This window comes from Neobacillus niacini (assembly GCF_036961885.1).
GTDB lineage: Bacteria > Bacillota > Bacilli > Bacillales > Cytobacillaceae > Neobacillus > Neobacillus niacini_H.
The window spans coordinates 200,403-224,475 of record NZ_JBALNQ010000008.1; the positions used below are offsets into that span (position 1 = coordinate 200,403).

Here is a 24,073-nt window from a genome sequence, read left to right on the forward strand (position 1 = left end):
AGCCTTCACGGTTCCGTCCAATGTAAGACCGATGGTATGCCAGTCACCCGCCGCGACCGCCACAATATCGTGCCATCTGCTTACATTGCTTTCACCCTGATTATTCCGGCCAACAGCTACCACCGAACCATCCGATTTAAGCCCAACGGTATGACGCCAACCCGCCGAAACCGCTACAATATCGCGCCAGTCGTTTACATTGCATTGATCATGCTTATTCCAACCCACAGCCGCAACAGTCCTGTCCGATTTAAGCCCGATTGTATGTGCATTGCCCGTGTTCGTTGCCATATGAACATTACCGGCCGCGACGGCCACAATATCGTGCCAGCCGCCTACATCACATTGTCCATATTTATTATCACCCACAGCTGTCACTGTTCCGTCTGATTTAAGCCCAACGGTATGACGGCGACCCGCCGCTATGGTGTCTTTAGGCCACTGTTTCACCTTTAACACTGCTTCTTTAGGTGAAATGTAATCCATGTTTTACCTCCTTAAAACAACAACTAAAAGTGCACAACGCTTTTGCGATGGGAGATTCATGAAGCAGAGAACCAGTATGTGAATAACTAATTTTTCCTAACATCCAGTTTTCTTGAACAGTAGAAAAATAATAAACCGATAACTAAAGAAATAAGAAAAGGAATTATTGCAAGGAGAGGCATAATAATTGCCCAAAAAAGAAGATACGCACTTATTGCAAATATAAACCAACTGATTATTAGCAAAAAACTTGATGTGAACTCTTTCACTGCACTCAAGAACATCTCCCCCTAAACAATCCCATTTTACCATAAAAAATCCACTACCCTATTCAACTAAACTGCGGCTCATTGATTAAGAAAAATGGATTTGGCACATAAAACGAAGATTTGGCACGTAAAACGTAATTCGGCACATAAATTTGAAAAACAGCACATAAAAATATCATTGGTGACAGGCACCGATTGATTCATTGGTGGCTGGGTAGTGTAATAAAAAAGGGAGTGTTCAAATGATTGTTGATTGCCATTTTCATGTAGATGAAACAATGTTGACTCTAGAAAAAATGATAGAGGGTATGGATGAAAATGGTGTAACGAAAACAGCGCTTATTGCTCCTATGAACGAAACAATGTTTGAATTAGATAACACTTTCCAACATCATTTACAACGGTTTTTCCGTTTTCTAATACTACATGCACCACCAATGGGACTCGTAATTTATGATGGTCTCGTGAAGGATGGTTATTTCAAACTTTATGGCAATTCATACAGGATTTTTTCCAAGCCGAGGAATGATATTGTGGCTGCTGCAATTGATAGATTTCCAGACAGGTTTCTAGGCTGGGCAGCAGTAAACCCGTTGATTCCTCAATCAATGGAAGAAGTAGATTCATATCTTACTAAACCTGGTTTTATTGGGGTGAAGGCTCATCCATTCATGCATGAGTATAGTATTAAGGCACTTGATCCAGTCGCGGCCATGTGTGAATCAAAAGGCATACCAATGATTATTCATCTCTCTTCAGAATCAGAATCGTATAAATATTTACCTGAAAATTACCCTAAACTTAAATTAATTTATGCTCACGCCGGGCTTCCCTTTTGGAAAAAACTATGGAATTATGTTAATGATCAACCCAATGTATTTGTTGATACCTCAAGCGATTATCTAAATGCATCTATTGTAAAAAATGCAGTGGAAACTTTAGGATATCGAAAAGTTCTTTTTGGCTGCGACGGTCCATATGGAATGAAACAATTTAATGAATATGACTATTCGTCAAAGAAAGATTGGATTGATTCACTGCGAATTCCTGATACCGAAAAAGAGTATATCCTTGGAAAAAACTTTTTGGGATTGATTGAGTAATTCAATAAAACAGGTGAAAAACGATTGAATCGTACATTCTCTGTTTGGTTGGATTTGCTGTTTTTGCTGTTGGGGAGACCATAAAGACGTTTAATTGAACCATCGAACCGACTCTATAGCACAAAAAAAAGGCACATTCAGTGCCTTACTTAATGCGTAAACCCTTCCATACCAGTAGCCCAATAGTTTTATTTGGTCACCAATCAAAATAGTTTATTTTTTACTTCAAGTTAAAAATCCCTTTACCAGTTTCCATATTTATAGGCAATGATGAATGTTCATGAGTTATGGCCCAAGATTCATTCACTTTTTTTAAACCATATGTGAACCGATTTGTCATTTGACGAAGATTCTCGCCGGATTGATCTTGGTGAGCAGCAAATGTTACAGCGCAATGAATCAATGCAAGATCTGAATTCTCTTCCACTACTACGTCAGTAAAATCAACTTTTAGTAATACACCATCCTCACTCAATCCATTAAACCACTGGATCACATTTTCCTTCCATGAAGAAAAATCCTTGATCTCCCAGTTCCCCCAGCAATCATAAATATGCATATCGGGAGCATACATAGACAAGAACTTTTCAACATTTTTTTCGTAAACTGCTGTTTTGTAATTTTCAAGAACGTCTTGAACTTTGAAAAAAGCCTCCGTCATTAAGTCCATCCCCTTTACTAAATTCAGAAAAATGTAGGTACGTTACTATCTTAATAAACAATGCTCCCGTGAACGAGGACTTTTACTTCATTATTTCCTTTTTTTGGGATTCAACCTCATCTCTCTCCACATTAACCCCTTTTTCACGGATCATATTCTCTTTTAGTTCTGGGTATCTTCCCCACATAATGGTACTATCATGAATTATCACGGCTTGAGTTCTATGATACACATCTAGGCACTCAATTTCGCTACATTCCATTCCCGCGTTAAACTTTAGCTGAGTGGGGGACTGACCCCCTAAAATAATGGTTGACATTTCCAGTGCGGCTATATAAAATATTGAATAATTTTGCAAAATTATAAATTTGATTCGCCGTTTAGCGAATTAAATAAAAGGAAGATTAGAATGGAAACTGTAAATCAATGGCTATCCAAGCATGTACGCTTTATTTACTCCCCTTTTCGGGAACTCATGACCAGTTTACATGTTTTGGATAATCCCTCCCATCACCTGACGAGGCTAGAATGGGCAGAGAAAATAAAAAGGAATATGTCACCTTCTTTATGGGAGACGTGCTGTCTCTTTGGTGAGTTAAGCAATGGATGGTTAAATTTTCTTGATTTAGTGGATGTTTTGCAGTATGAGGAAAGACATGTGGAAGAAGCTATCGAACGAATGAAACGATTAACCGAAAAGAAGTTTCTCTACTTATTATTAGGAACTCGGGCTACCTTGTCTTCTGATGAATGGACTGCAACTGAAAGGGAAGTTCGTTCAAAGCTAGGATACTACCGTGAATTGCTGTGTGACTTTCTTTATCGTTATCACCAAGAATATTTCGCTAGAGAATTGTTCCGGGTTGAACCCTGGTTAATAAAAGCTGTACACGAAATAAAAGATCAATTTGAACAAAATCCCTTGAACGCCATGAATTCGGTTCATCCTCGTTTCAAGCTGGATGCGAGGACGATAAAGTTCTATAAAGCTGATACATGGATCTTTCAATATGAAGAGATTACTAGGTTAACGATTTATCCGTCTAGTTTTATCGCACCTCATCTGCTTGTTGGTATGGAGGTTCCTGAAATCATTGTTTATTTACAGGTACCTCTTCCAGACGAAACTGTAGAGGCGCCTGTTCCAGAGGATTTGCTCACGATTCTTTCTGCTTTAAGTGATCGGTCACGCCTTCAGATTCTTAAATTGCTCTATCACCATGCTTATTGCACACAGCAATTAACTGATTTAACTGGTTTGGCAAAAGCTACGATTTCTAAGCACTTAAAGATTTTAGAGAAAGCAGGTCTTATTAAGGGAGAACGGCATGGTTATTATGTTTTTTATAAAACAAATAAAAATAAATTGGACCAATTAAAGGTCGACCTGAACCAATTTTTTGATCAGCCTTTTATTGGCCAAAAGGAGGAAACATAATGTGGCTGCCCTTTTCTGCTACGTTTCAGCGTAATTATCTCGTGATGAAGCGGGCATTTCCTTGGTCATTCTTTTTAGGCCATATATTAAGTGGTTTTTACATCATCATTTTTGCCTATTTAACTTATTATTACGTTTTCAAAGGAGACTTATCAGGACGTTTTTCTATCTATGCAGGCACGGATGATTATCTATCATATGTCATATTAGGGGGATTACTCTATTCCTTTTCAGTATCTCTCTTAATGATTGCAAGTAGAGCGATTATCACGGAATTAAGAGAGGGTACTCTTGAGGCCCTGCTTCTGACCCCAACGTCTAGAAAAGGATATTTTCTTGGTTATGTGGCGCAAGGATTAACCCGTGTAGGGGTTGAATTCACGGTGATTACGGTTACTGGTTATTTTTTTGGACTTCATTTACAAAATATTAATTGGCTTAGCGTCGTTGTCGTTTTGTTTATTTTAATTGTTGCTACCTTTAGTCAGGCACTCGTGCTCGGATCATTTATGCTCTATTTCAGAGATACGTATATTACACAAAACACACTGTTTGTTTTGATGGGATTAGTTTGCAGCATCACATTTCCGGCCCAATTTCTTCCTGAGGCAGTAAGGTGGATTGGAAGTATTATGCCTCTGACCCATGGAGTGGATGCGCTAAGGATGGTTTGGATTGAAGGAAAATCCCTTTCCGATATTCTCCCTTACCTATGGAAAATGATCATTCTAGGAATTATCTATTTCCCCATTGGCACTTTTTTTATAAAAAGAATGGAAAAGTACGTGTTAGAAAAGCATTTTGGATAAGGAGTGTTGATGGTTATGATAGAAGCTATGAATCTCGGAAAAGTCTATACCGTGAAGAAAAAGATAAACTTTTTCCGCTCTGAAAAGCAGAAAGTCAGTGCTGTAAAGGGACTTAATTTAACGATTGGTGAAGGAGAGATCGTTGGATTACTAGGCTTAAACGGTGCTGGTAAAACAACTACCATTAAAATGCTATCCACCCTGTTAAATCCATCTTCGGGAAAAATCACGATTGATGGACTCGATGCGGTTAAGGATGCCATAAAGGTGAAAAGGTTGGTTAACATGATTGCTGGCGGCGAGAGAATGTTGTACTGGCGGTTGACCGGAACACAGAACCTCCGCTACTTTGGTAAACTTTATGGGTTATCAGGAGGTGAGTTGGAGGAGCGAATTCACGATTTATTGGAGGAAGTTGGGTTGACGGAAGCCTCCCATACCCCAGTTGAATTGTATTCAAAAGGAATGAAGCAAAGACTGCAAATAGCCCGAGGACTCATAAATGACCCGAAGTACTTATTTTTGGATGAACCGACGCTTGGACTTGATGCTCCAGTTGCGAAACAACTTCGGGAAATGGTTAAAAGGTTAGCAAAAGAGCAGGGAAAAGGAATCCTGCTAACCAGTCATTATCTTGAAGAGGTAGAAGAACTTTGTGATAGAGTCTATATCATCGAAAAAGGTTCACTCATTTTGCATGATACTCCTGAAAATATTACGGCCTCAGTCGTAAAGAATTACCATATAAAAATTGAAAGCAGCGCTTTGTCTACTTTCCAGCAAAATCGAATCAAACAAGGTCTTTCTGGCTGTTCCATTGAATTCTCTGAACTAGGGGATTCTACGGAGATGCACATTATTGCGCCATTTGATCCGACAGCATTAATCATTAATGTATGCATGAAGGAATCAATCGCCATTCAAAAGCTTGAACTGAAACGTCCTCGGCTAGAGGATGCGATTCTTACATTAGCAAAGGGGAAATTGGCATGAGGCTCCTATCGATTTTGGTAGCGGAGACAGTAAAAAGTCATCAGCATAACTTTCATAATAAGCTTATTTACTTTTCATTACTGATCTGGCCGGCCCTATTATTTGTAACAGCCTACTATTCTTTTAAACCATTTAACTTATCCGATTCAAGTCCGCTTTTTGCTTACATGGATGTTGACCAAATTCCGATGTTTCTTTTAACGGGCTATTTAGGATATATCTTTTTTTGGAGCCTTGTTCAATCGGCTTGGGGAATGTCCTATGAACGACAAGCCGGAACACTTGAATTGATTTTCTTGACTCCCGTTTCACGTATCGTTGTGATGTTTTCACGAGCTGCAGGTAATCTTCTGGAAGCTGTATGGCTTTTTACGGGATTCACTCTAATCGTTTTAGTGGTTACAGGGAATGCCGGAGATATTCATTGGTGGAATGTGCCATTAGGATTATTAATACTGAGCGTATCGGCGATTGTCTGGGGTGGGTTTCTAAATATTGTCTTTCTATTCTCGCGTGATGCAGGGATTTTATTTACCATCTTTGAAGAACCGATGCAATTTTTCTCTGGTGTAAGGATACCGGTTTTAGCCTTTCCCGTATGGGGGAAAATGATTGCGCTGATCTTCCCATTAACCTATGTCCTTGAAATTTTTCGTGATTTAGTGCTTAACGGTAAAGGATTGGTTGAGTTGGCAGAACCATTTATTGTCCTTTTTGGAGTCCTAGCCTTTTTGACCATCGTTTCTATTTTCCTATTAAAAAAAGCAGAAACCCATGCAAAGGAAACCGGAAATATGGTGCTTTTTTAAAAAGGATAGTGTATGGAACTGATTCTGTAATAATTTCTCACCAAACCATATTATCACCTATAATGAATTCTACCCACTATCAATCATCTTTATCTAAGAATTCATCCAATAAACAACCGCAAGCCTCTGCATTGATGTATGAGGCTTGCGGTTGTTTTAAATTTCTTTTTAAGAAAGGCTCTTTTCTTAAAGTCTACTGGTTTTTATAAATGTCCGAAATTTAACGGAAGTAACAATGCCTTGGTTACCGTTAAGCCCGAAGAATTAGGCTAGCTGGAATCAGATGAGGTGCCAGTCCTATTTGAAAAAGAGTAGAAAATCAGCAAAAAATAGTTTATCCCATGTAGATTAGGGTAATTAACAAGAGTAAGAGAAACTAGTTTTTTACTTAGTATCTCTAGTATTTAAGATGTGGTCGTATTGGACTGGTTGGAATTTAAAAATAGCTACTATCGAACCATTTTTAGAAAATAGGCAACATTTCCAATTGTAAAACGATTATTATAGAGTAGAGATCATTTTGGGAGGTAGTAAAAAAATGATGAAGCATGGTTTAATTCTGATAACTTTTCTACTTTTAATGGCTGCATGTTCTTCTGAAGATGTTTCTCAGAGGAAGGTAGATACTACCAATGAATTATCTCCACAAACTATCACCTTGGAACATACCGAAAGCAAGACTGAAAAAGAAATGATTGAGAGCAATCAAGAAATGAAATTTGTTAACAGTGAAAATAATGGCAATGTAGAAATGCAAAGTCCTCTTTTCATTTCTACCGAGACAGAAGAAGAAAAGGAAGATGAAATTCCAATACTATCACAGGAACCTTCAGAACCACTGGTTGATGAAAAGGAAGAGATACCTGCCGAGGATTCTATTATGATCGGTGATTCAGAATATATTAATATGATGCATGAAGAAAAATTTCAGGATTGGATAACCGTTGCAGAAAAATATGGGGCAACACTTTATGCTATTCCGTATTCTGATGTTTTTGCCATTGTGAAGGATGAAGAGATACTTGTTGATATGAGTTCTGGGGTTGCTGGTGCCACGTCAAACCATAAAGATGTTCTTTGTGATTTGATGGTAGATAAAGGCGAGTCTACTGAAAAAATAATAGAAGGTATCAAACATGTTGCTCAAACGGGAGAAAGCGTTCAATTGGCAGGTCCGCAAGAATTTGGTGATGATTTTTCAATTGAAAAGCATGATGAGTGGATTGTCGTTTCATGGTAATAAAAGGAGAGGAATTCTAGCTACTTAGAAACCTCTCTTTTTTGTTTGTAAGGTTCCTATCTATACATTTGTAACCCCGAGTACCTTTGCAAAGGAAATTTTTTTATCGACAGGATTTTTTCTAGAAAACAGGTAAAAGTTCTTTTATAAAAAGGGTTTAAGGCATCTTTAATCAAACGTATAAGTGGTATTTGAAATAATAGAAGCTTGTCTGGTTGTGTATTTTCCTAGTTTCTATTGTTAGTTTGAGGATCCATTTGAAAAAACGATAACTTTCTTTCGACAATTAACTCTCTTAAAACCAAGCAGAAACTTATATAACAAAAGGGTTTATCCTCCATTTAATCAAGCGTTTGATTAGTAGAATGGGAGTTAACTAATCGTTTGATTAGATTTGCATTATGTGCTGTAAATGCTGCGTTTGCTCCTCTTTGGCAGGAAGAAAATTGTCGAGGAGATGATGTATTGATAACAGGTTATTTGGACGATTAAAATGCAACATATGAAGGGGTTTCTAGCCATTTGTGTAAGGGACCCCTTTCTTTAATTTGTTTGTTTCAAAAATAAAAAACGTCAAAAAGAAAATCTCGAAACCTGGAGCAATATTCAGCAAACGAGAAAAATTTCACTTTGTTGATTTATTGTTTGCTAGCCTCATTTAATTGTGGTTGGCGAGTTTGTTAGAGTAATCGTCCTCTTTCACTTCAGTCTTTTTCGGGCGGAATTTCGGTTTTCTGTGATTGGGATATGTTTTAACGCTTTTCCTAAACCATAAAGCGGCATATTCCCATATATTGATTCATAATCTCCGTTTTTCACTTGATACGTTTCGTGATAGATTCCCACAGCATCATTGTTGCCGATTTTTTGATTAAAATTTTTCCATGCAGTCATGTGTTTCTCGTTCCTTGCATAAGAAAGGAGATCATCGGTTGAACGCCAATATTGAATCATGAGAGTCGTTCTGAGACCAAAAAAGCTTTCCATCGATAAAAAGCCTAGGTCATCTTTGTTCGTATACAGTTCTTTTATCATCCCTGGCATTGCATTAAATACGGGAAGCCACTTATACAAGGCTAATCGCTTGTTCACCCTCATACCAATAATGAATACTACAATGTCCTCATTATTCTCAGTGGTGTAACGACCAGTATAAATTTGTTTAACCATTTTTATTCCTCCCTAGCACAAATTTAACTATGTTGATCATCAAATTCGTTTTACTTCCAGGATAATCCTTTCTCCATCTAGCCACTCATCTTGATCAAACGGCATACGAATTCTCTTCTTCTTTAAGGCAACTGTTGCTACTACTTTCTGTCATATTTCCCCACTTAACACTATGAAATATATTATCTAACTTTTTCTATAAAGTCGCAACCTAAATTCTGGTACATGTCAGTCCTCTATACCTATGGTTGGAGAAGAAGTAATTGAAGAACCCATTAAAGGTTTAAATAAATATCAACAAAAAGAAAACGCGATTAGCCCAGCTAACCGCGTCCCCTTTAAATATTTTCCTGTTTTAAACTCTCGATGATGTTTTTGTTTTTTATTTTTGAAATCGAATAGAGCATGGCGGATCCGACGATTAGGAAAATCAGGACGATGACGAAGAAAATGCTCATCCAGGGAAGCTGGAATCCGTATTCAAAGGTGTAGCCAGTGGAGCGGTGAATGCCAAACATGACGAGGACGCTGATGGGCAGTCCATAGGTAAGGGCCTTCACTCCATAAAAAATACTTTCGTATTGGATCATTTTATTAAATCCTTTCGGGGTCATGCCCACTGATCGCAGCATCGCAAATTCCCGTTTCCTGAGCGAGATGCTGGTTGAAATAGTATTAAAGATATTGGCGATCGAGATCAGGGAAATCAGCGTAATGAACCCATAGGTAAAGACTGACATGAGCATAATCATCTGTTCCTCCTGCTGTCGCTGCTGGTAGACATTGAATACATGAATGTTCGAATCTTTACTCTCTTCAATCGCCGTTTGGGTTGCCATTGGGTCTGAACTATTGAGGTACATATAAGGGGTCACCTCTATGTCAGTATTCACTAACAAGGAATCCATGGTGGCTTGTGGGACAATCAGGTTAACACCGCCAATTCCAACGGTATTGATACCCATTGGCACTTGGTCAGTCAGTGCACCAATTTCCACGCTGCCAACTACTTCTAGTTCCGATGGTTGATTCTCGATATCCCCTGTTGGCACCGTCAATAAGTCGATCTTCTTCCCAACCTCTGAATGTATTGACTTTGTTTCAACAAACTTTCTCGTTTCACCGTCCTCATAGGTAATTTGATCAATGACAATCGCTTTTGGGGTGTCTTGTTTCATAAATTCCTTGGCATCGACACCGACTTGTTCGGCATAGGCCTCAAAGCTTACCTGATCCAGCCCATGCAGCATCACATAATAATGATATTTTCCATCTTCCGCTTGTAGTTGATTTTTCAGTTGAGCGGGTACTTCTTCCTGCTCGATCTTCGCCTCCAAATTCGCTTCCTCGATGATAATAGACTTGGTGACATAATCGAGTTTTGTGTAGCCTGTAAGGTCTTTCTTTTCCATTTGGGTGCTGCTATAGATTTGAATATCAAACGTTAGATCATTTTGCGACATTTTAAGTGATTTCTTCAAATTGTCGGTAAAAAAGGTTACCGATAAGAATAGGACAATGCTAATCACGAGCGAAAATACGGTGGCCAAGTACTTTTTCCTATTCCTTTTGACATTCTTCAACCCAATTTCAGCTTCAAGCCCAAAAATTTTCCGGACGAGCTTTGAGGTTTTCACGGTTTTACCCGTCAACTTGATGTCTCCGGCTTGGCGGATCGCATCGATCGCTGAAACCTTTGATGCCCTTTGTGCCGGGATATAGGTAGAGATAAAAATCGTCAAAATTGAAATTCCACAGGCAATGAGAATCGATGATGATGTGACCACTAACGCAAGTTTTTCGGAAACGCCCAGGGCCTCTTCTAATATCGTGTTGATAAACCCAAAGGTGATTCCAATTCCCGCTAGACCAGCGAGAATGCCAATCGGGATACTGATTGCTCCAATCACGGATCCTTCAAAAAAGACAGAATTCCGTTTTTGCCTTTTGGTTGCACCCACGCTTGAAAGCATTCCTAAATGCCTGGTCCGCTCGGATACACTAATCGAGAAGGCATTATAAATCAAAGCCACGGAGCCAATGATGATAACACTCATAATGATAGCTAATAAGGAATAAAGTGTCTTGTGTAATTGATCATTATTCGTCACACCATAGTAACGAAGCAATTCACTATTAAAATGAACGGTCTCGATCCCTTGTCCGGCAGCGAGACTTTTTGCATGGGTAAAGAGCGAACGGTCCAATTTTGTTACCACCACTAAAGAATCGACGATATCGGTTTTGCTTACAGTTGTTTCCTCAATATAGCCAATCGCGGTGTAACCAGGTGACCATGTCGGTTCCCAAGAAGGGCGTTCAATCGTCCCAACTATGGTGACAGTTTTGGTTTCGCTGGTTCGCAGTTGTTCGGAGACACCGTCCTCATCACGTTGTAGGCCGTCCGTCTGGGTTAACTCTTTTCCTGTTGCTGGGTTCCATCGCTCGCCAATGTCCACCGTGAGTTGATCGCCAATTTTGAAATCGACCTTTCCATTTTTGATCATCGCTTCGGAAATCGCAATCTCATTTTCGGTTTGAGGAAGTCTTCCGTCGATCACTTCCATTGGGAATAGTTTCATACCAACGGCATTATAATTTTGAAAAAATAAATAAGGTTTATTTTCATTCTCTGATTCTTCTAAAGCAGCATAGCCATCGCTAGAAAGGATCATGGATTTCGTATCGTTGTCCTGTTCAATGGCGTTGATTTGGTCTAAACTGACATCTTTATACAGAACATGCCATTCTCCATGTTTGGCGATATGCTGGCGAACCATTAGGTCTAAAAAGGAATAACCAAGGGTGGTAACCGCGGTAATCATCGCTACCGAGATGATGACTCCGATCATCGTTACTAGGGACCTTCGTTTGTTCTCTATTAAATGCCTTAACGTGACTTTTTGGACAATGTTCATGGACGAAGCACCTCATCCTTGGCGACCTTGCCATCTTCAATGGAAATAATCCGGTCGGCCTGAAGGGCAATACGCTCATCATGGGTAATGACAATCAGTGTCTGATTGTAGGTCTTGTTAAACATCTTGAGAAGTTCCATAATTTCCTTACTATTTTTACTATCGAGATTCCCTGTCGGCTCGTCGGCCAGCATGATCGCAGGATTGCTGATTAACGCTCGTCCAATCGAGACCCGTTGCTGCTGGCCGCCTGAAAGCTGGTTGGGCAGGTGGGAAAGCCGATCTCCCAAACCTAAAATCTCAACCACTTTGGTAAAATGGCCCGGATCTACCTTTTGCTCATCCAAAAGCATCGGCAACGTGATATTTTCTTCTACCGTTAAGATGGGAATCAAATTATAAAATTGATAAATTAAGCCGATTTGCCTGCGTCTAAAAATCGCCAGCTGTGTTTCATTTAAGTCATAAATATCGGTTTGATCAATGAGGACCTTTCCGCTTGTCGGTTGGTCGACTCCACCCAGTAGATGAAGCAGCGTTGACTTTCCCGAACCAGACGGCCCGATAATGCAAACAAACTCGCCTTTTTTCACCGAAAAGGACACGTTATCAAGGGCTGTAACGGCTGTTTCACCTTTGCCGTACACCTTTGATAAATTCTTTATTTCTACTATATTCATGAGAAAACCTCCATTATTTCATTGTCTGAGGTTAGTATATCGAGTCAATATGACTTTAAAGTGACTCGAAAGTGACAGTTTATTCACTTTGGGGAGGAAGGTCTGTCCATAAAAACAAGCAGGCAATTTAAATGACCTGCTTGTAAAACTTTATCTGAAATCGGGTGCCAACACCGGGTTGACTGTTCACTTCGATATCGCCATGTTGACTTGTGATGATGCTATACGCCATTGCAAGCCCGATGCCAACGCTATCATCACCTGCATTTTTTCCTTTGTAAAATCGTCTGAAAATGTACGGAAGGTCCTCCTTTGCGATGCCTTTCCCGTTGTCCGTAATCGTGATTTCTGTGAATAAAGCATTCTCGGAAAAATGGATGGAGATCTCGCCGCCTTCGGACGTGTGCTCTACACTATTTTTTATAAGATTGATAAGTGCTTCTGCGGTCCAATGAAAGTCACCGATAAAGGAGACCTGCTCATCCCCATTGATTTTTATATATTGCATCTTTATATCCATGGGAATCAGCAACGGATCGACAGCAGCTTGGATGAGGGGAGCAACCAAAACCCTTTCCTTTTTGAAAAAAACCGTACCAGCATCGATTTTCGAAAGCTTTAATAAGGAGGAAACGAGCCATTCCATGCGTTCGAGCTGAACTTGAAGATTCCGAGTAAATTCTGCCCGCTTTCCATCCTCCAATCCTTTGTCACGTAACAAATCAGCCATGACAATCATCGAGGTAAGGGGTGTTTTTAACTGGTGGGAGATGTCGGAAATCGCATTGGTCAGTTTTGCTTTATCTTCGTGTAAAAGTGCTCCTTGCTCAGAAAGCATTCTTGTCACTTTAAAAATATCACTTTTTAACAGACTCAGCTCGCCTTCTGAATTATCGCGGACATCCAAATGGAAGTCGCCGCTGCTAATTTGTTTTAAATAGACTGAGAGTTTTTGGATTTCACGATAGCGCCATTTTGTAAAAATCAAACTGCTGCCAATCAGTCCGATTGATACTGTCAGCACCAATACGGCCGCAGGCATTGATATGAAAAGGGCAGCTACGATAAATCCAATAGCAGTTATCGAAAGTAGAAGGACGAGGAGGATTTGAACTTCTCGATTGCGAAGCAACTTAATCACCCACCTTATAGCCCATGCCGCGAACTGTCTTTACGATCGTTGGTTTTTGCGGGTCATCCTCGAGCTTTTCCCGCAAGCGTTTGATATAGACGGTCAAGGTGTTATCATTGACGAAATCACCAGCAACATCCCAAATTCGATCCAGCAGCTGTGCACGTGTAAGAATTTGTCCAATGTGAGTCGCGAATAGGAGGAATAGCCGGTATTCTAAAGCGGTTAACAGTATTTCTTGGCCATTTTTGTAGACTTTTCCTTCTAATGTGTTGATCTGAATATTTTCGAGATCAATCGTGTTTTTCGGTTGGGACTGGAGGTTGTAGCGGCGGTGGACCGTTTTGATCCTTGAAACCAGCTCACGGATGCGAAAGGGCTTGGTAATATAATCATCCGCCCCCATATCAAGTCCCATCACGACATTCACTTCATCGTCAAATGCGGTTAAAAAAATGACCGGAATATCGCGTCGATGTTTCACCGTTTTACACAAGTCATACCCGTTTCCATCCGGTAAAGACAAATCAAATAAGCATAAATCAATTTCTTCGATACTATGATTCAACACCTCTATTGCTGAGGCTGCAGTATGACAAAGGACAATTTCATAATTTTCCTGCTTCAAGGAATACTCCAATCCAGAAGCAATCGTTCGATCATCTTCCACCACTAAGATTTTCATTCGCGTTCATCCTCACATACCTTTATTCTTTTATCTTATTGGAAGAGTGAGGAACCGTCAAAGACGGGGTCAGACCCCCACTCAGCTAAAGTTTAACGCGGTGATGGTGTGGAGCAGACCCCAGATGGAATTTTCACTTAAGGTGGTCCGCAATCCCCCTTATAAAGAACGAAAAGTGCAGGCTTCATCCAAATTTTTGGAAGATGCCTGCACTTTTCCCTATTCTCGTCTTTCATATTTTATTTTTTGCATTTCTTTGTATCTATTAATTTCATTTCTAGTTTTCAAATCCGTTGAAGAAGAGGGTCTCCCTGACGATTTACCAGATTTGTATTCGTTCCAAATTTTATATACGTAGTAAATAACAAAACAACTAATGATAATAATTAAATATCCCATTTCTGAAGCACTCCTTATCTTAGGGTATTTAGAACGTATATTAACTTTCTATATGAACGTGTCATTCTTTGATTTTTGTAGAAGTTTGGTAGGTTGTTGATCTATTTTTCAATTGTTAGCAGTGGTGATAGTAGAGAAAAAAACATCGGAGAAGTAGAAGTAGCTAAGGCTACAGAAGAGGAGTGATACTATTACCTTCTTTTTTAATATATGGATATTATAAACAAAAAATACCTTTTTTACAACTTAGTTCCAAAATATGATTGAGTATGCTGGCTGTGGAGTAGAGATGGGCATTACTCGTTTTGCCAAATCACCTTTAACTAGTTATGCAGATATTACCTTGCTATGCGGTGCAAATGAAGGTCCTCTACAAGGAGGAAGTCTTTCGGCAATTGTACCTGTTAGATTTACTTTATACGGAGTATTTTAAGAGAACATACAAAGAATCTGTCCTTAATAAAGAATGCACAGCGAATTCAGTCATTGAGAAAATGCTGTAAACCAAGGGAACGTTTCTGATGGCACAAAGGGCCATGGGACGGTTCGAGGCCACTGAAAAAGTGCGATTTCTCGAGGGGTTTTATCTGTATGTAGACAATAAGAAGAAGCTAACCTCCTACAAATTGTAGATTGTTAGCTTCTTTTTCTCTTTAGACGGACTTTTTCAGTGGTGCACCAAGACTTTTTTACGGTTATTCAACTTAAAGTACCATTTATAAAATACCCACGCTAAAAATAAGGTAGCATAAACGGTTGCCCAAGTTACATACCATTCCCATCTTATGTATTTAATGAGATGCGTATAATGTTCAAAAATAACTTCGGGTACAGTGAGTCCTGTGCTAAATGCACTTATATATATAATTTTTTTCCACCTTTTACTTGTTCGTGGATAATAGAAACAAAAGAAGATCGTGATGACGGGATATGAAAAGAACTCATATAAAAAGCTGGTTCCATTCACCTTCGCGAGCTCCCGAACAGGATATTCTAATAAGTTTAATTCTACAGCGAGAAGCCCAGCAAACCATGTTACGGCCTGTTGATATAAGAATATGATACTGGCATCCCTTACTTTATCTTTTGGTATAAATGCTAAAGAAATAAAAGTACACGCATATATAATATATATAATCAACTGGTCAACCTTCATTTTGTTCCAACCTTTCATAAACAGGATGGTCCATAAGCCAGGTGATATACTGACGGCATAACCATAATTCAATGATAAAATTAAAAAAACTTCTTATAATGCTTTCAATATCACTATTTACCATGTTACTGATTTGACCTAATAAGACCATCGCAGATAAAATCATTCCTACCCAAAACAAATAATGTAACAGACGTCTAAAATAATGTGCATTTTTTGGAAAGTTTAGTTGGAACAGGATGGCGAAAAAAGGAAAAACTAAATATTCCATAGTCCAGTTAATTTTAGTGGCATGCATGAAAAGTCGAAAGGGTGGTTTGTATAAGCCGAAATATGTAAGAAAAATGCTAAATAACCACGTTAACATCTGAAAAAACAATAAGGTAGCAATTGCTTCCCGTAGTCGATTTCGAGGGGTAACTTTCCAAAGAATACAAGGTAAAACGATCCATAGTAAAAGCGTCACATAATAATCTGAATTCATGTTATCAAGCCTTTTTTTGAATTAGTTTTTGATATAACAGAAATAATTATCCCAATTTGTGAAATTATCAAAAGGCAGCGTGAAACTTGGGCACTTTATGCTTGTTATGGACAGCCAACTAGTTTTGAAATGATCTGTCAGTCTGGATTAATAAATGTCCTTCTTGTAGTATAGGGATATGCTTTACTGACAACTAGAATTTAGGAGGACAAGTTTTGTATAAATTAGTAGCAATCGATATTGATGGAACGCTGATGAATGATCGAAAAGAAATTACAAAAGAAGTAAATGACGCCATTCAAGCTGCCAAGGCAAAAGGCGTGAAGGTGGTCATTTGTACGGGCAGGCCGATTGTTGGTGTCCAATCGATTATTGAGGAACTAAAATTAAATGATGAAGATGACTATGTGATTACATTTAATGGGGCTCTTGTACAAAATACTCACACCAAGGATGTAGAATCCCAAATTACTTTAACCTATGAAAACTTAAAAGAACTATACGAATTAAGCCAAAAGATCCATTCGCCGATTCAGTTCTTTGATACCGAAAATCTTTATACCCCTAATAGAGAGATAAGCCGATACACCGTTCATGAAGCCCATATCAATCAAATTCCTATCCATTATCGGCCAATCGATGAAGTACCAAATGACATGCTGATTCCGAAAGTCATGTTTATCGATGAACCGGACCGTTTAGATACGAATATTGCCAATATACCTGAATCATTCTGGGATAAATATACGTTTGTAAAAAGTACTCCGTTCTTTTTAGAAATTCTTGACCCACGCGTCAGCAAAGGAAATGCGGTCAGACTACTTGCCGAAAAACTTGGGATTAAACAGGAAGAGGTCATCTGCATCGGGGATGGCGAAAATGATCTAAGTATGGTTGAGTATGCTGGCTGTGGAGTGGCAATGGCCAATGCCGTATCCGTCGTAAAAGAAGCGGCACAGTTCCATACCTTGTCCAATAATGAAAATGGGGTAGCCTTTGCGATTGAAAAATTAGTACTGAATCATTGAATATTTGATAAGGCGGAAAGCTATGGAACGGTAAAAGGCTAGACTATATTTGTAATACGTTGGACATGAGTTCGGTGCATACTGACTCATGTCCTTTAATTTAGGGCGATCCGATTATTTCACAGCTCCGTACGCGTTTACTTTTACATTTACTGAAACTTTGATATCGGATTCAGCAAGTGCTTTGCCCCAGTCATTGTCCACTTTTTTAAATTGCTCATAATGGTATGCACGTGCGTAGAGCCCAAATCCGATGGGATCCAATTTTTTCTTTTGGATTTTCTTAATGAGGTCAGTAAATTGTTTTTGCAGTTCTTTTTCCATCAACTTTACTAACTCTGCTTTTTTGACCTTGTCCTCAGGAAAGATACGTTCCATTATATTTACATTCATATTGACTTTCACGTCAAAATGGAAGGTATTGTTTTTATATCCTGTCTTTATCTTCGTTTTTACTCTACTGGCCTGAATGCTCATCTCGTTTTTATGGAAGATATCCTTCTCTTTATCGATTGGGAAAACAGGAATCGTCATGGTGACTTCATGCCTCTTTTCATTTTTTAACACAAGTAGCAATGTCGATTCAGGAACATCCAGGGAAGCAGCATATTTCCCTTTATTATAAAGAAGAGCCATTCCCGAATATTCCAGTTTTTTTTTCTTTTTCACTTCGGAAATAATGGGAGTCATACCTTTCTCATAGACCTCCCTGTGTAATTCTTGAAGAGTCCCTTTTACTGCCCTCGCTCGATCATAACTTTTATCAATCACTGCTTTTATGTGCAAAGATAATTCCGGTTTTTCACCAGGATTGTAAAAGATAACATCTGAAACAGGACCCTTAACGGCTACTACTCGGGTATTCATAGAGAAATTTGGATTCCGGTAGACGGTATCCAAAATAGAAAACCAGCCAGCCTGTTCCAAGACACGTTCGCCCACTAGTAAGACTTGGATTTTTCCAGCGGTGACTTCTCCCGTTGTTAAGCCGTCAAATAATCTTCTGGAATCTCGAATCGTTTTCGCCCTTACTCCATATGCCTCCAACCCTTTCTTGGCGCCTTTACTAAAAACTGGATTTAATTCATAAAAGGTCAAATTATTTTTATCATCTAAATCCACACCAAGGATTAACGCAAGAGTCAAATCCTCTAACGGAGGTTTACTTCCACAACTAGATAGAAGGATAACGAGAAGAAGGGAAACGAGCACAGGTACACTACGTTTCATAGATTGGTCCTCCTTTTTACACGGTCATGAATCGAAACATAAATGAATAAACAAATAGGAAAAACGTAAGCAAGGAATAGACTTATTGGCTGAACTAGTTTTGAAAGGTGATCATTTCTATCAAACGATTGAGTGATAAACATAATATATACAAGGTTTAAAAGGAGATACCAGCTCACAAATTTACTGTGATTTTGTGCGCCAAATAATTGACTTAAACAGAAAACAGTTGAATACATTAAAGGCAAGACTGTCGTAGAGATGACAAATATATAGAGGGAGAGAAAGACAATTTCCACTCTTTCCAAAAACTTAAATTCAACGATTTTTAACACACTTATGGTTGGTTCTTTAAATTGAGTAATTTCGTCTGGACTAAAAAAAGTAAAGATGACAATCGTGATCGTCAATAGAATAGATAGTGTAAGAGTATTCGCAATGACAAATCCTGAGGATGCCTTATGTTTTTTCTGCAGTGAAGGATAGAGAAAAAAGGTGATTTCAAATCCTATAAAGGAAAAAATCGTTATCTTAACTGCTGTGAAAATAGGTATCCAGCCTTCCTTTACAACAGGCAGGAGATGGAGCCAGTGGGCTTCCTTCAAAGGCGGAAAATAGAAGAAAATCATCCATGCCGTCATAAAAAAAACCAATTGGGAGTACCTGGCGATTATTTTAATATTATTTCGCACAATCAAGTAAGTAGGAATGGACAATAATAACATCAAGATAAACAAGTCTGTTTGCGGTAAAATCCAAAATTGGATAAAGAGACATTCCCTAATAAAAATGATTGATGCTAAAAAGGCAAAATACAAGCCAAAAACGAGAGCAGCGATTTTTCCGACCCACTTTCCAAAATAATGGGTGATGAGATCAAGGATGGTTCCATTTGGGTATTTTTTCATTACCTGAATGATGAGTAAACCAGCAGCTGTTGATAAAAAATAGCCAATAATAATGGAAATCCATCCGTCCGTCCCTGCGATTTCAGCTAATTCACGTGGTAGTGCTAATAGTCCAACCCCTGCTTGAACACCATGAATTAAAAAGATATATTGCATAAACGTTAGTTGATTTTTATTATGTTTCACCAATTTTCTTCACCCTCTGAAGGTCTGGGATTCGCTTTTTTCCTTTGAATGGCTCTCGCACTTTCAGGGCGTTTTATGTTAGACCACACCGGAAAGCGAATAAATAGATCCTTCCAATCTGAGAATCGTAATGGAGCGAGTGGGCTGCCATAGGGGGTACCTAATGATTCAAGGGAAACAAAGTGGGCAACTAAGGTCATTAACCCGACTGTGAGTCCAACGAAACCAAATAATGAAGCTGCGATCATCATTGGAAAACGGAGCATACGGATCGCCGCCCCCATATCATAATTGGGAATAATAAAGGAAGCGATGGCTGTTAAAGCTACGACAATCACCATGATATTACTAACGATACCTGCTTGAACCGCTGCTTGGCCAATCACGATACCACCAACAATCCCAACGGTTTGACCAATTTTTGCTGGGAGGCGTACCCCTGCTTCGCGCAGCATTTCTAATGTGATTTCCATGATGATTGCTTCAATAAATGGTGGAAATGGAACCTTCTCCCTCGAGGCACCAACAGATAAAAGTAACTTTAAGGGTATGATTTCAAAATGAAAGGCAATGACGGCAATATAGGTAGCCGGCAGAAAGATCGCAGCAAAAAAACCAAAATACCGCATAAACCTTAAAAAAGAGGCAGCCATCCAACGAACGCTATAATCATCTATACTCTTGAAAAAAGTTTCAAATGTTGCCGGTCCAATGAGGACGTTAGGCGACCGGTCTACAACTACAACGATTCGCCCTTGAAAAATTTCCGACGCTGCAAAATCAGGACGTTCTGTTAGAAATAATTGTGGGAACGGAGAATACGGGTTGTCCTCAATGTATTCTGCCAATGAAGCCGTATTTATGATGTGATCGACCTTCAGTTTGTTTATTCGGTCAACGAGCTCTTGCAATATTTCAGGATTGGCAACATCGGCTAAGTACATAATAGAAATTTTGATTTTTCCTCTTTCACCAATCGTCATTTCTTTTATTTTCAGCTCTCGGCTTGGAATATGCCTGCGAATCAAGGCAATATTCGTTCCTCCCGTTTCGGTGAACCCTTCATGTGCCCCCCGTAATGAAGACTCAATTTGACTATCCTCAACTCCTCGTTGAGGCCATCCTTGTGTATCGAATTCATACGCAACTGCCCGTCCATCCATAAATAGGACACTATTTCCTTGTAAAATGGCATCTTCAATTTTCTTCCATGTAGTTGTTTCTTTTATTTGACCAAATGCCACTTTTTCATCCAGGTCTCTATCCGTATTCTCAGCTTCAAATAAAAGTGATCTTAATATCGCGTTATTAATCGTATTCTTATCCGTAAGCCCGCTTAAATAGACAAGTGTTACTTGTCTGGTTGTTTGTTTAAGTACAAAGTTTTTCATAACTAAATCTGGAGTATCGCAAAATATGTTTTGGATTTCAGCCAAGTTCTTAACAAGTTCAGAACTTATCAGATCTTGGGAAGAGGTATTTTCGTGCTTTGGCGATAAATCTCGCTTCTGTAATTTTCTACCGTATTTTCGAAAAAAAAGCATAGGAAAACTCCACCTATAATGAATAAGATAGGATAGTTTGTGCTTCAACGTGGATGGTTATGCAAAATCTTTTATTGGGGACGAGGAGAGGGTCGAGGTGACCATAGGGGCATACTTTGGAATTTTTATGAAGGGTCTTAAGGTTAAATCCCTAAGACCTTTTCTGTTTTTGGTGTATTTCTTGTTCGGTCGGTTGGTTTTTATCTAAAATTAATTGGAAACCATAATTCACAAATGAATAAGCCAACGAAAATAAAAAAAGATGAATTGGTTTAATTTTCTTTAATTTATAGAGATTGATTTTTTCAAAAAATGTATTTAATGGATAAGCAAGTAGCCAATCTAAAATTAAATTAAGAAGAGTATATAACCAAAACCTTCCATAAGTTAAACGAAATACCCAAAGACTTCCTATAAAATAAGGTCCAAAAGCAAAGGTTAATCCATTATTGGCAATCGTCTTATTCCCACCCTTTACTTTCCACCAGTTTCGAGGAGTTCCAATTAGATATTCAGTTAAAATAATTAAAGTTGAAAAAAGTGTGACAGGTAGATATTTGAAAAACGACTTTTTGGGGAGAAAGAAAACAGTGCCCCATGATATTAAAATCAATCCTATACGAAAAAGAGCGTGCATTTTATCCCTTCCCTCCCTTATTGCTTTTAGTTTCCTCAAAAACCAAATTATTATTTAAAGAAATAATTTCTAAAATTGACGTATGTTAAGTACCTCCAAACAAAAATGTATACGACCAATCCTAGTAAGTATAAAATAGGACAGTTAGTATTTTGCTGAAGGAGGGGGGATACCTATGTTAAAAGCCTATGCTTCACTAACATTTTGTGTAATCGTGTGGGGAAGCAATTTTGTATTTGGAAAGATGTTAGTCCAAGATTTTTCCCCAGCCCTATTAACCATGCTTAGACTTTTGTTTATTGTCCTATTTTTAATTGGATTATCCTCATACAAAAAAGACTTTAAACGGGTTCAAAAATCGGATTTACTAGCGGTTATTTTTCTAGGGGTTATTGGTGTTTTTATCAACCAATGGTCTTTTTTTGTCGGATTACAAACAGCTGATCCAACAACATCTGCATTAATTTTGGCCACTACCCCTATTTTAACAAGCATACTCGCTGCCATTTTTTTAAAAGAAAAATTAACAAGTCGTATGCTGATGGGGTCTGTTGTGGCAATCATAGGTATTTATTTTGTTGTCGCAAAAGGGAATTTATCTTCTTTACAAATCGATAAAGGTCTATTATGGATTGTTTTAACGATGATAACATTCGCCATTATGATTATCATGACCAGGCTTCTTTCTCATAGAATAGGTCCACTTACCATTACTTTATATTCAAATGTTGTAGGCTTGATCGTGTCGATTCCTTTTGCTTTTTTATTAGACACTCCTTTACAAATAAGCTCTAAGATGTCGGATTGGTCTTTTTTAATAGGAACTGCTGTTGTTGTACACGGTATAGCCACATTGATTTGGAATAACAACATTAGACATGTGGATGCTTCAAAGGCTTCTATCTTATCTAATTTAGAACCTTTTGTAGCCATGATCATGGGATTGATATTGCTATACAAACCAATAACGGGAGTAGAAATTTTAGGATCACTCTTTATTGTAGGAGGAGTATTACTATCAACGTATCAACGAAAAAGGCTAAATAGCCGATCGAATTAGCCAGCCTAGGGCAATTGTAAGTAGTGAACCGACTTTAATGTCAAGAAATTGACACAGGCAGCTTGCTGTAAATTGTGCCTAAAAAACTACAAAGTGCTATAATTAAAGTATGGATTGCTCATTATTTCACATAATGAAAATCATTGTAATGGTTATAGTATGAACATCACAATACTACATAATGGAGTGGATTAAATGCTAGGGAAAACAGCGATTATTACAGGCGGGGGCAGTGGGTTCGGAAGGGAAGCTGCATTAAAACTTGCTCAAAATGGAGTAAATATATCAATAGTAGATTTGTCTAAAGAAAAAGGAGAAGAGACGGTACAGCTTTGTGAAAAATTAGGCAGTGATGCTATTTTTATTCAAGCAGATGTGAGTAAAGTAGAGGATGTAAAAAAATATGTAGCCGAAACCGTTGACCGTTTTGGAAAAATAGATCTATTTTTTAACAATGCTGGAATTTCCGGTTCTGGCGTTCGAACGTTAGAATGTTCTGAAGAAGAATTTGATAGCATTGTAAATGTGAATTTAAAAGGTGTATTCTATGGTTTGAAGTATGTTGTGAATGAGATGCTAAAAACTGGCGGTGGATCGATTGTCAATACTGCCTCTCTTGGCGGCCTAGTTGGAATGCCTACATTAGGGGCTTATTCCGCGACAAAACATGCTGTCATTGGCCTCACAAAAACCATCGCTGGAGAATATGGAAGAGATAATATCCGTATCAATGCTATTGCTCCAGGAACCAATGAAACACCGATGGTAAAAGCATTCCCAGCAGAAGCGATTAAAGCAATGGCTGATGCCGTACCGATGGGTAGATTAGGCCAACCCCATGAAGTAGGGAATGTAGTAGCATTTCTACTTAGCGATCAAGCATCCTATATTCATGGTGCCGTTATTTCCATCGATGGTGGATCGGCTGCATTATAATTATTGCTAATCTTTTAGAGAAGAGGCAGGTAATCATTAACGATTACCTGCCTTTTGTGTGCTTGTGGCCATGGTGACAGGCACCGTTGTTTCAAGCATTTCCATTGACATC

General features: G+C 38.6%; 23 protein-coding genes and 1 pseudogene. 10 read left to right on the top strand and 14 right to left on the bottom strand.

The features are described from left to right. Both V7124_RS04585 and V7124_RS04590 read right to left on the bottom strand, forming a co-directional pair. Positions 1-486, bottom strand: a pseudogene (locus tag V7124_RS04585) (chromosome condensation regulator); the annotation flags it as partial. 86 nt (positions 487-572) lie between these two features. Beyond that, positions 573-755, bottom strand: a complete 183-nt coding sequence (locus V7124_RS04590) for a hypothetical protein (protein ID WP_335486681.1) — start codon at positions 753-755, stop codon at positions 573-575. Positions 756-997: 242 nt separating this feature from the next. Between V7124_RS04590 and V7124_RS04595 the strand changes: the two genes are divergently transcribed. Then, on the top strand, positions 998-1,858 hold the full coding sequence (locus V7124_RS04595) for an amidohydrolase family protein (RefSeq protein WP_335486573.1): 861 nt from the start codon (positions 998-1,000) through the stop codon (positions 1,856-1,858). A gap of 220 nt (positions 1,859-2,078) precedes the next feature. Here the strand turns inward: V7124_RS04595 and V7124_RS04600 are convergent, their stop codons facing one another. Then, on the bottom strand, positions 2,079-2,519 hold the full coding sequence (locus V7124_RS04600) for a YybH family protein (RefSeq protein ID WP_335486576.1): 441 nt from the start codon (positions 2,517-2,519) through the stop codon (positions 2,079-2,081). A gap of 409 nt (positions 2,520-2,928) precedes the next feature. Between V7124_RS04600 and V7124_RS04605 the strand changes: the two genes are divergently transcribed. From V7124_RS04605 to V7124_RS04625, 5 genes are all read left to right on the top strand, one after another. Then, positions 2,929-3,957: an ArsR/SmtB family transcription factor gene (locus V7124_RS04605; protein WP_335486579.1), complete on the top strand. Its 1,029-nt coding sequence runs from the start codon at positions 2,929-2,931 to the stop codon at positions 3,955-3,957. Next, positions 3,957-4,766 (top strand): ABC transporter permease, encoded by an 810-nt coding sequence (locus V7124_RS04610; protein ID WP_335486582.1) that lies wholly within the window; start codon positions 3,957-3,959, stop codon positions 4,764-4,766. The genes V7124_RS04605 and V7124_RS04610 overlap by 1 nt, the downstream gene beginning before the upstream one ends. A 15-nt stretch (positions 4,767-4,781) precedes the next feature. Continuing rightward, entirely contained in the window at positions 4,782-5,759 is a 978-nt protein-coding gene (locus V7124_RS04615; RefSeq protein WP_335486585.1) for an ABC transporter ATP-binding protein, read from the top strand. Continuing rightward, a complete protein-coding gene (locus tag V7124_RS04620; protein ID WP_335486588.1) occupies positions 5,756-6,568 on the top strand; it encodes an ABC transporter permease in 813 nt (270 codons plus the stop codon). The genes V7124_RS04615 and V7124_RS04620 overlap by 4 nt, the downstream gene beginning before the upstream one ends. 538 nt (positions 6,569-7,106) lie before the next feature. After that, positions 7,107-7,808 carry a hypothetical protein gene (locus tag V7124_RS04625; RefSeq protein WP_335486591.1) on the top strand — a complete coding sequence of 234 codons (702 nt, stop codon included), beginning with the start codon at positions 7,107-7,109 and terminating at the stop codon, positions 7,806-7,808. Between the two features lie 699 nt (positions 7,809-8,507). On the opposite strand, the gene V7124_RS04630 is transcribed toward V7124_RS04625, so the two are convergent. The 5 genes from V7124_RS04630 to V7124_RS04650 form a co-directional block, all read right to left on the bottom strand. Beyond that, positions 8,508-8,978, bottom strand: coding sequence for a DUF4188 domain-containing protein (locus V7124_RS04630; protein WP_335486594.1), 471 nt, complete (start codon positions 8,976-8,978; stop codon positions 8,508-8,510). A 338-nt stretch (positions 8,979-9,316) separates the two neighbouring features. Then, a complete protein-coding gene (locus V7124_RS04635; RefSeq protein ID WP_335486596.1) occupies positions 9,317-11,896 on the bottom strand; it encodes an FtsX-like permease family protein in 2,580 nt (859 codons plus the stop codon). After that, positions 11,893-12,576 (bottom strand): ABC transporter ATP-binding protein, encoded by a 684-nt coding sequence (locus tag V7124_RS04640; RefSeq protein WP_335486599.1) that lies wholly within the window; start codon positions 12,574-12,576, stop codon positions 11,893-11,895. The genes V7124_RS04635 and V7124_RS04640 overlap by 4 nt, the downstream gene beginning before the upstream one ends. A 127-nt stretch (positions 12,577-12,703) precedes the next feature. Next, positions 12,704-13,708 (bottom strand): sensor histidine kinase, encoded by a 1,005-nt coding sequence (locus V7124_RS04645; RefSeq protein ID WP_335486602.1) that lies wholly within the window; start codon positions 13,706-13,708, stop codon positions 12,704-12,706. 1 nt (position 13,709) lies between these two features. Continuing rightward, positions 13,710-14,393, bottom strand: a complete 684-nt coding sequence (locus tag V7124_RS04650) for a response regulator transcription factor (protein WP_335486605.1) — start codon at positions 14,391-14,393, stop codon at positions 13,710-13,712. A 658-nt stretch (positions 14,394-15,051) separates the two neighbouring features. Between V7124_RS04650 and V7124_RS04655 the strand changes: the two genes are divergently transcribed. Next, positions 15,052-15,225 (top strand): hypothetical protein, encoded by a 174-nt coding sequence (locus V7124_RS04655; protein WP_335486608.1) that lies wholly within the window; start codon positions 15,052-15,054, stop codon positions 15,223-15,225. A 234-nt stretch (positions 15,226-15,459) separates the two neighbouring features. On the opposite strand, the gene V7124_RS04660 is transcribed toward V7124_RS04655, so the two are convergent. Together V7124_RS04660 and V7124_RS26225 are read right to left on the bottom strand one after the other, a co-directional pair. Next, positions 15,460-16,020 (bottom strand): CBO0543 family protein, encoded by a 561-nt coding sequence (locus V7124_RS04660; RefSeq protein ID WP_335486610.1) that lies wholly within the window; start codon positions 16,018-16,020, stop codon positions 15,460-15,462. Then, the gene (locus tag V7124_RS26225; protein ID WP_420489532.1) at positions 15,938-16,432 is read right to left on the bottom strand and encodes a CBO0543 family protein; all 495 of its coding nucleotides are present in this window, start codon (positions 16,430-16,432) and stop codon (positions 15,938-15,940) included. The genes V7124_RS04660 and V7124_RS26225 overlap by 83 nt, the downstream gene beginning before the upstream one ends. Before the next feature lie 215 nt (positions 16,433-16,647). Between V7124_RS26225 and yidA the strand changes: the two genes are divergently transcribed. Next, a complete protein-coding gene (gene yidA, locus V7124_RS04665; protein ID WP_335486613.1) occupies positions 16,648-17,460 on the top strand; it encodes a sugar-phosphatase in 813 nt (270 codons plus the stop codon). Positions 17,461-17,574: 114 nt separating this feature from the next. On the opposite strand, the gene V7124_RS04670 is transcribed toward yidA, so the two are convergent. The 4 genes from V7124_RS04670 to V7124_RS04685 all read right to left on the bottom strand — a co-directional run bounded on the left by V7124_RS04670 (position 17,575) and on the right by V7124_RS04685 (position 22,004). Beyond that, on the bottom strand, positions 17,575-18,690 hold the full coding sequence (locus tag V7124_RS04670) for a Ger(x)C family spore germination protein (RefSeq protein WP_335486616.1): 1,116 nt from the start codon (positions 18,688-18,690) through the stop codon (positions 17,575-17,577). Beyond that, positions 18,687-19,784, bottom strand: coding sequence for a GerAB/ArcD/ProY family transporter (locus tag V7124_RS04675; protein WP_335486684.1), 1,098 nt, complete (start codon positions 19,782-19,784; stop codon positions 18,687-18,689). The genes V7124_RS04670 and V7124_RS04675 overlap by 4 nt, the downstream gene beginning before the upstream one ends. Continuing rightward, the gene (locus tag V7124_RS04680; RefSeq protein ID WP_335486619.1) at positions 19,781-21,328 is read right to left on the bottom strand and encodes a spore germination protein; all 1,548 of its coding nucleotides are present in this window, start codon (positions 21,326-21,328) and stop codon (positions 19,781-19,783) included. The genes V7124_RS04675 and V7124_RS04680 overlap by 4 nt, the downstream gene beginning before the upstream one ends. A 151-nt stretch (positions 21,329-21,479) precedes the next feature. Continuing rightward, positions 21,480-22,004, bottom strand: coding sequence for a hypothetical protein (locus V7124_RS04685; protein ID WP_335486622.1), 525 nt, complete (start codon positions 22,002-22,004; stop codon positions 21,480-21,482). A 136-nt stretch (positions 22,005-22,140) separates the two neighbouring features. Here V7124_RS04685 and V7124_RS04690 point away from each other — a divergent pair, with 136 nt between their 5' ends. Together V7124_RS04690 and V7124_RS04695 are read left to right on the top strand one after the other, a co-directional pair. After that, positions 22,141-23,025 (top strand): DMT family transporter, encoded by an 885-nt coding sequence (locus V7124_RS04690; protein WP_335486625.1) that lies wholly within the window; start codon positions 22,141-22,143, stop codon positions 23,023-23,025. Positions 23,026-23,220: 195 nt separating this feature from the next. After that, positions 23,221-23,961 carry an SDR family NAD(P)-dependent oxidoreductase gene (locus tag V7124_RS04695; RefSeq protein ID WP_335486627.1) on the top strand — a complete coding sequence of 247 codons (741 nt, stop codon included), beginning with the start codon at positions 23,221-23,223 and terminating at the stop codon, positions 23,959-23,961. Positions 23,962-24,073 lie beyond the last annotated feature (112 nt).